The sequence below is a fragment of the Shewanella sp. N2AIL genome (assembly GCF_022690845.1).
Taxonomy (GTDB): Bacteria; Pseudomonadota; Gammaproteobacteria; order Enterobacterales; family Shewanellaceae; genus Shewanella; species Shewanella baltica.
The window spans coordinates 86,587-92,669 of the sequence record NZ_JALBYT010000020.1; the positions used below are offsets into that span (position 1 = coordinate 86,587).

General features: G+C 43.7%; 7 protein-coding genes. 2 read left to right on the forward strand and 5 right to left on the reverse strand.

Going from position 1 to position 6,083, the window contains the following annotated elements:
• Nucleotides 1-67: 67 nt before the first annotated feature.
• From MO387_RS13120 to MO387_RS13130, 3 genes are all read right to left on the reverse strand, one after another.
• Entirely contained in the window at nucleotides 68-931 is an 864-nt protein-coding gene (locus MO387_RS13120) for a hypothetical protein (RefSeq protein WP_012587832.1), read from the reverse strand.
• Nucleotides 932-1,328: 397 nt separating this feature from the next.
• Nucleotides 1,329-2,315: a RimK family alpha-L-glutamate ligase gene (locus MO387_RS13125; RefSeq protein ID WP_011846616.1), complete on the reverse strand. Its 987-nt coding sequence runs from the start codon at nucleotides 2,313-2,315 to the stop codon at nucleotides 1,329-1,331.
• A gap of 20 nt (nucleotides 2,316-2,335) precedes the next feature.
• A complete protein-coding gene (locus MO387_RS13130; protein ID WP_006081345.1) occupies nucleotides 2,336-2,785 on the reverse strand; it encodes a DUF413 domain-containing protein in 450 nt (149 codons plus the stop codon).
• A 108-nt stretch (nucleotides 2,786-2,893) separates the two neighbouring features.
• Here MO387_RS13130 and hdfR point away from each other — a divergent pair, with 108 nt between their 5' ends.
• Nucleotides 2,894-3,763 (forward strand): HTH-type transcriptional regulator HdfR, encoded by an 870-nt coding sequence (gene hdfR, locus MO387_RS13135; protein WP_107947176.1) that lies wholly within the window; start codon nucleotides 2,894-2,896, stop codon nucleotides 3,761-3,763.
• A 10-nt stretch (nucleotides 3,764-3,773) separates the two neighbouring features.
• Here hdfR and MO387_RS13140 read toward each other — a convergent pair whose 3' ends face one another.
• Complete coding sequence (locus MO387_RS13140) at nucleotides 3,774-4,145, reverse strand: diacylglycerol kinase (RefSeq protein WP_006081347.1); 372 nt, start codon at nucleotides 4,143-4,145, stop codon at nucleotides 3,774-3,776.
• Between the two features lie 279 nt (nucleotides 4,146-4,424).
• On the opposite strand from MO387_RS13140, the gene MO387_RS13145 reads away from it, so the two are divergent.
• Nucleotides 4,425-5,372: a DNA ligase gene (locus tag MO387_RS13145; protein WP_107947178.1), complete on the forward strand. Its 948-nt coding sequence runs from the start codon at nucleotides 4,425-4,427 to the stop codon at nucleotides 5,370-5,372.
• A 44-nt stretch (nucleotides 5,373-5,416) separates the two neighbouring features.
• Here MO387_RS13145 and MO387_RS13150 read toward each other — a convergent pair whose 3' ends face one another.
• Entirely contained in the window at nucleotides 5,417-5,968 is a 552-nt protein-coding gene (locus MO387_RS13150) for a hypothetical protein (protein ID WP_242326342.1), read from the reverse strand.
• Nucleotides 5,969-6,083 lie beyond the last annotated feature (115 nt).

The window sequence follows — 6,083 nt, forward strand, 5'->3', positions numbered from 1 at the left end:
TTGGAAAATGGTTTTAGCTAGGCGTGGGCAATTGAGACAATAAGAGTCTTAATAGAATGTGTTTGAATTAAAAAGAATAACTGATGGAAAGCATAGGGCCGATAAAGCTGTAATAAATATTGTAATCGGCAATTTGAGTGTCTTTATTCGGCGAGTTTTGGGCGATATCCACATCAACTTTGTAGTAGTTATAGGCCACGCTCATGCGCCAGTTCGGAGTGATTTGTGCATCAACACCGACTTTAATATCAACAAGCTCGCCTTTGACATCATTGAGTGTGATGTAGAAATACTGTGCATGGCTGGTGACTTGCCAACCTGGAACAAACTCATACTGTCCATAAATGCCAAAGTCCGGCAGTGGTGCCGTGACATTTTCATCAACAATGCGCGGGATCGCTTGGCTACCACAGACGTTATTGAGTAATTCTGACGAAGCGCAAACCCCAATCATACCTTCAAAACCTGTCTTGATAAACATAGTGTGTAAACCAAATGACAGACCCACATCATAGTTACTGCCTTGAAAGACATCATAACCATAGCCTAAACGCAGTACATCGATGTTTAGGGTTGAACTGAGCTTACCGCCGGCTTTGATATCGTAAATGGTGTCGTTGATTTCGAGCTGGAAGGGTTTGGCTAAGGCTTGGGTATCGGCGCTGCGGTGGAGTTGTTTCCAGTCGAGGTAGATATTGTGCCGCTCGTTGAAGTGATAATTTAACTCGATAAAAGGCAGGAATTCGTTTTCAGCGAGTTTGAGATCAGATTCATAATCTAAGGTGAAGTTATTACCCGAAACTGGGTTAGTGACTTCCATATTGGTGTCTGATTGCGAGTAGAAGCCGCCTAATTGAATAGTAAAGTCATCGGCTTGCACTTGAGTGCTGACGAGTGACGCTATGATGAGGGGTAACAGGCGAATCGACATGTTAAGGAGTAACTCCAGCATTATTCTTATTATGTTTAGCGATGAGGTCAGACTTTAGTGCCATAAAAAATCGACATTTGGAGTTTAACAGCAAATTTCGCGATGTGAATAAAATGTTTTAAAAAATGCAAAAATTTGTGATTTAAAACAAAAGTAGGACTTATTTTAGCGGCATTGAATGAAATTTGAGCGAAACATCACATCAATTGTGGATTGAAGGCTAACGCAAACGGTAAGGGAGGGACTGGTGCTACCTAGAAATGACTTCAGTATTGCAGCTTTGCTTGTGGCGCGAGATGCCAATGGATGTGAAACATGATAAATGGGGGATAGTAATCAATTTAAGAATATCTAGCGGCGTGATACCGCTAGATATTGATATTATATCGCTGGTTCGCTATTTAGGCTCGATAACGGGCGTCACAGACGTTTCTACATTGTCAGTAATGACCACTTTGGGGCTACTTGGCTCATCTTTATTAAACATGCCTAAACGGATGCGAATAAAGTGTAAAATTTGCGCGGCAATATCCACATTCAAACAGGATTCTAAGCCTTCAAATCCTGGGGATGAGTTTGCTTCGCAAATTTTGTAATGGCCGTTATCAAACAATAAATCGATACCCGCAACATCGAGATCGAGAATATTGGCTGTTTGCGTGGCAAGCCATTCAATTTCAGGAGTGATCTGAAATGGACGCGCTGAGCCGCCGGCACTGACATTGGCTTTAAAGCTGTCTTCTTGACCACGCCTTTCGTAGCAACCTGCAACACGACCACCGATGGTAAATACCCGAAGATCGCGCCCATGGCTGTTAGCGATAAACTCTTGCAGAATAATGTTAGCGTTTTTGTTGGTCGCTTCAATCAACTGCATTAGATCGTCAAATTCACGTGCCTTATGGGATAAAAACACACCGCTGCCCTGTGAGCCAGAAAGCGTTTTAATCACCACAGGAAAGCCGAGATGGCGCTCTACGAGGGCGATATCAACGGGGAACTTAACCAACATAGTTTTAGGCGTAGGCAAATTCTTCTCGGCCAACAATTGCTGGGAGAATAATTTGTCTTTAACGATTTCAATGGCTTTAGAAGGATTGAGGCAATACACCCCTAATCTTTCTAAGTGGCGAATAATGGCTAAGGCAAAGTAAGTTGTGCCTGATCCCATTCGCGGAATAATAAAATCGGGCAGCTCGACGGCTTGCCCATTCAATAAAATACTCTTGTTATCTTCTCTGGTGACAGTCAGATCAAATTCATCAGGTGCGTAAACTTCCAACTGTATGTTGTCGGCTTTTGCTGCCGCCAGTAGACGCTCAATTTCATACCATTCAGGTTTTAGCTGAGTCGCGGTTTCTTTATATAAAATCCAACCACGCATTTAGTAGCAAACCTTAATCTTCATTCTTTATCCTCGGGTTCAGGTTCATCCTGAACATCATCTTCAATATCAAATACAGCCTCGGCCTCAACTTCTATCTCGGGCTTGGTTGCAGGCAAATGCACTGTACCAACCACGGCATAAAAGGGTTTCCCCATGGCGAGCCTGCGATACTTTACCCAGATCTGCTCTAACAAGCTACTGGGCGCGATATTTCCTTTGGCGACTTCCACAAATTGGGCTTCATCGGAGGTGCAGGGCAAGGTTTTACCTTCGGCTAAATTCTTCATTGCATGACCATGCAATTCAAGCAGTTCAGCTTCCTTATTAGTAAAATCGCCGCTTCGTTTGAAGCCTTTGGGGAAATTCGTGTCATCGTAGAAACGTTTTTGCGAGACAAAACTGGCAGCAGCTGAGCCGTTAAACGTCTCAGAACCCTTGTTAGCGTTTGAAAAAGACTGTTCAGACATGGCAGATACCCTCTAGTTTTTGATATACAAAGATTTGCAACTGGAGTATTGGCTAGTATTATTGATTTATAAATCAAAAAAATTTGCCTATGTTGGTCAAGAATTTTTATGGATACCGATTTACTGAAAACCTTTCTTGAAGTCTCCCGTACTCGCCATTTCGGTAAAGCGGCCGAGAATCTGTATCTCACGCGCAGTGCTGTGAGTTTTCGAGTCAAGCAGCTTGAAAGCATTTTAGGCGTCGCGCTGTTTGAGCGGCAGCGTAATAACATTCAGCCCACACCCGCAGGCGAGCGCATGCTTGGCCATGCCGAGGCGGTATTGACTGCGTGGGAGCGGGCTAAACAAGATGTTTCCCTTAGTCAGTTACAGTCGACTCAGCTTGCCATTGGTGCAGGGCCGAATATATGGGATGCCTATTTGCAAGGTTATTTACAGGGATTGCACGTGGGGCTGCCCGGCGTTGCGCTGCGCACCGAAGTGCTGCCTGCCAATGCGATGACGCGCCAATTAATGGACCGCACCCTCGATATCGCGATTTCATTCGATCCGCCAAAGCTTGATCAATTTGAATTAGTGCAGCTAGGGCAAATTAATTTGTTGTTGGTTTCGAGCCTAAAAGGTCAAACGGTGAATGCCGTGGTGCCGGGGCAATATGTGAAAGTAGATTGGGGAACGGCGTTCAATATTGTGCATGCGCAGGAATATGCGTCGCTTCCTGTGCCAACGCTACATACGAGCTCTGCGCGTATCGCCTTGGATTTCATCCTTAATAATGGTGGTTGTGCTTTCTTACCTGAGCATTTGGTGCAGCATGCTTTGCGCAGCGGCGAATTGCATCACGTCAGTGGCGCCAGCGCTATTTCACGAAATGTGTATGTTGCCTATTGGGCAGAAAATGATCGTTTAGCCCAGATCAAACAAGCCATCGACTTTTTAAGGGACGATGGCTCAGTGTTTGCTCATACGACTATCTAAAACGTCGGTGTTAAAACACCAGTGGCGCGAGTACAACCAGCCAAGTTAATCCACACAGTGCAAGACTCATAAATACGGCGGCCGAGGCGATGTCCTTGGCTTGGCCACTTAGTGGGTGAATTTCACTGCCAACACGATCGACCACAGCTTCAATCGCCGAGTTTAAAAGCTCAACAATCAACACAATAAACAGTGTAAAAATCAGCAACAAACGTTCAATCGTGCTGATATCAACCCACAAAGCCACGGGTAACATGATGATGGCTAACATTAATTCCTGTCTAAAAGCGGCTTCGTGGACCCAAGCGGCCTTTAAGCCCTTCATCGAAAATCCCGTTGCTCTGAAAATGCGTTTAATACCGTGATTGTTGGCTGGTTTCATAGTGTTTCCAATAGACATTAGCGACAATGCGCTGAGGTGTTGCTCACTCAAACAGGTTTGATAAAACCAACTGTTGTGGATTTTAACATTTGACTGAGTTAATAAATTTGGCCGCAGTATAGCCCGAGATGAAAAGCGCATAAACAATTAACTGAGTAAAATCGTCATCAACATTCGTTGTTAACTTAGGCGCTTAGTGACTTTCGACGGTTTTTTAGTGCAACTTGAGCTATGGGTTCTAAGCTTGATGAAGGATATATTGCCAGAGTGAGTAAGGGAATGACTCATATCAGCCCGTTACAAGATTTAACATTTCATCGTTTTATCCGCTTTCGGTTTTTCAAACAACGTCTGCTCTTACTCAGTCTGCTGATATTCGGTTGTTTAGTCCCAGTGACCTATGCACAAACCTCACTACCTTCGATACAGTTGGCAACCGAGTTTGATGCCCAGCAAGAGATTAATATTCACGACTTTTTGATTAGCGAAAAACTCGACGGGGTGCGAGGTTACTGGAATGGTCAGGCACTATTGACTCGGCAAGGTAATCTTATTGCTGCTCCAACTTGGTTTATCGCGAATTTTCCGAATTATCCTCTCGATGGTGAATTATGGCTTGGGCGAGGCCAGTTTGAGGTTATGTCGAGCATAGTTCGACAAACCTCAGCCAAGGATGATGACTGGCGCAAAGTGCGATTTATGGTGTTCGATGTTCCCAAGGCGGGTGGCGACTTTCAGCATCGCTATCAATTTGCGTTGACCGAATTAAGCGATAAATCGCATTATCTTGAAGTTATAGCGCAGTTCCAAGTGGACAGTCTTGAAGCTCTGTATCAAAAACTTGATAGCTTAGTTGATAAAGGCGCTGAAGGATTAATGCTGCATCGCAGCTCCGCGACGTATGTTAGTGGCCGCAATACTAATTTGATGAAATTAAAACCCTATTATGATGCTGAAGCGACAGTGATCGGCCATATACCAGGGAAAGGTCAATTTGCAGGGCAAATGGGCGCAATAAGAGTGCAAACCCCAGACGGCCGGATTTTCAACATAGGCACAGGTTTTAATCTCGCAGAGCGTCAGCATCCCCCCGCTGTGGGGGCAATCATCACCTATAAATATCTGGGTCTTACCGTAAATGGCTTACCCAGATTTGCCAGCTTTCTGCGGGTACGCATCGATTTAGATGAGAGTAATAAAGTCATTTCATCGCAAGAAGGAAACTAGCGGGCAGTTCTGCCCGCAATACTGCTCCGCTAGTATTTAAATTATTACTCGTAAAAAGTGACTGTAGTAAGTAGTTGTTCACTATAACTAAAAATATCGTCTACTGAACTAATGGGATGACGAGTTTCATTTTTATTAGCATCCATTAATCCAAGGTATTTTTGTTTAGCATTAAAGTGCAATCGACATAAAGGCTTACGATTGTTGTCATCTAGTAACACACCAAAGTAGCTTTGTGTATCTCTCGCAATAATTCTATTTACTTCTAATTTTTGTCTCAAGATGGCTTTAATAATATTGAAACCTTCTATTTCTTCATCTGTTGTAATGACTTTAATTTTTTCGTCATCGGAAATTATTAAAGACTCGCTTGAGTTTTTATCTTCAATAACTGGCTTATCTCCACCAATAGCAGATTTTAATCGTTCATTGATACTGTCGCTTAGAAATTGTCTTAGTGCTTTATGCGTAATCTCAGCGAATTGGTGTTTCACTTTGGGTGTGAGAACACCATCGTAGGCTCTTGAGGCAAAAAAGCGGATGAATTCGTCCTCAGGTTCTTTAAACTGCTCGCTTATGATACGTTTTATTGTCATCCCAAAACCACCGCCTCTGGCGGTGGTGATTGTTCCTTGAGGCTATAGCCTGAATTACGCCCATGCTAAAAGAGACTTCTTATTCACCACAAGTAAGAGGAGACGAAAAGCATGG

Bases quoted from the DNA above. Each gene is read 5' to 3' on its own strand.
- MO387_RS13120 (WP_012587832.1), bottom strand. From the start codon at position 931: ATGTCGATTCGCCTGTTACCCCTCATCATAGCGTCACTCGTCAGCACT.
- MO387_RS13125 (WP_011846616.1), bottom strand. From the start codon at position 2,315: ATGCGTGGTTGGATTTTATATAAAGAAACCGCGACTCAGCTAAAACCT.
- MO387_RS13130 (WP_006081345.1), bottom strand. From the start codon at position 2,785: ATGTCTGAACAGTCTTTTTCAAACGCTAACAAGGGTTCTGAGACGTTT.
- hdfR (WP_107947176.1), top strand. From the start codon at position 2,894: ATGGATACCGATTTACTGAAAACCTTTCTTGAAGTCTCCCGTACTCGC.
- MO387_RS13140 (WP_006081347.1), bottom strand. From the start codon at position 4,145: ATGAAACCAGCCAACAATCACGGTATTAAACGCATTTTCAGAGCAACG.
- MO387_RS13145 (WP_107947178.1), top strand. From the start codon at position 4,425: ATGACTCATATCAGCCCGTTACAAGATTTAACATTTCATCGTTTTATC.
- MO387_RS13150 (WP_242326342.1), bottom strand. From the start codon at position 5,968: ATGACAATAAAACGTATCATAAGCGAGCAGTTTAAAGAACCTGAGGAC.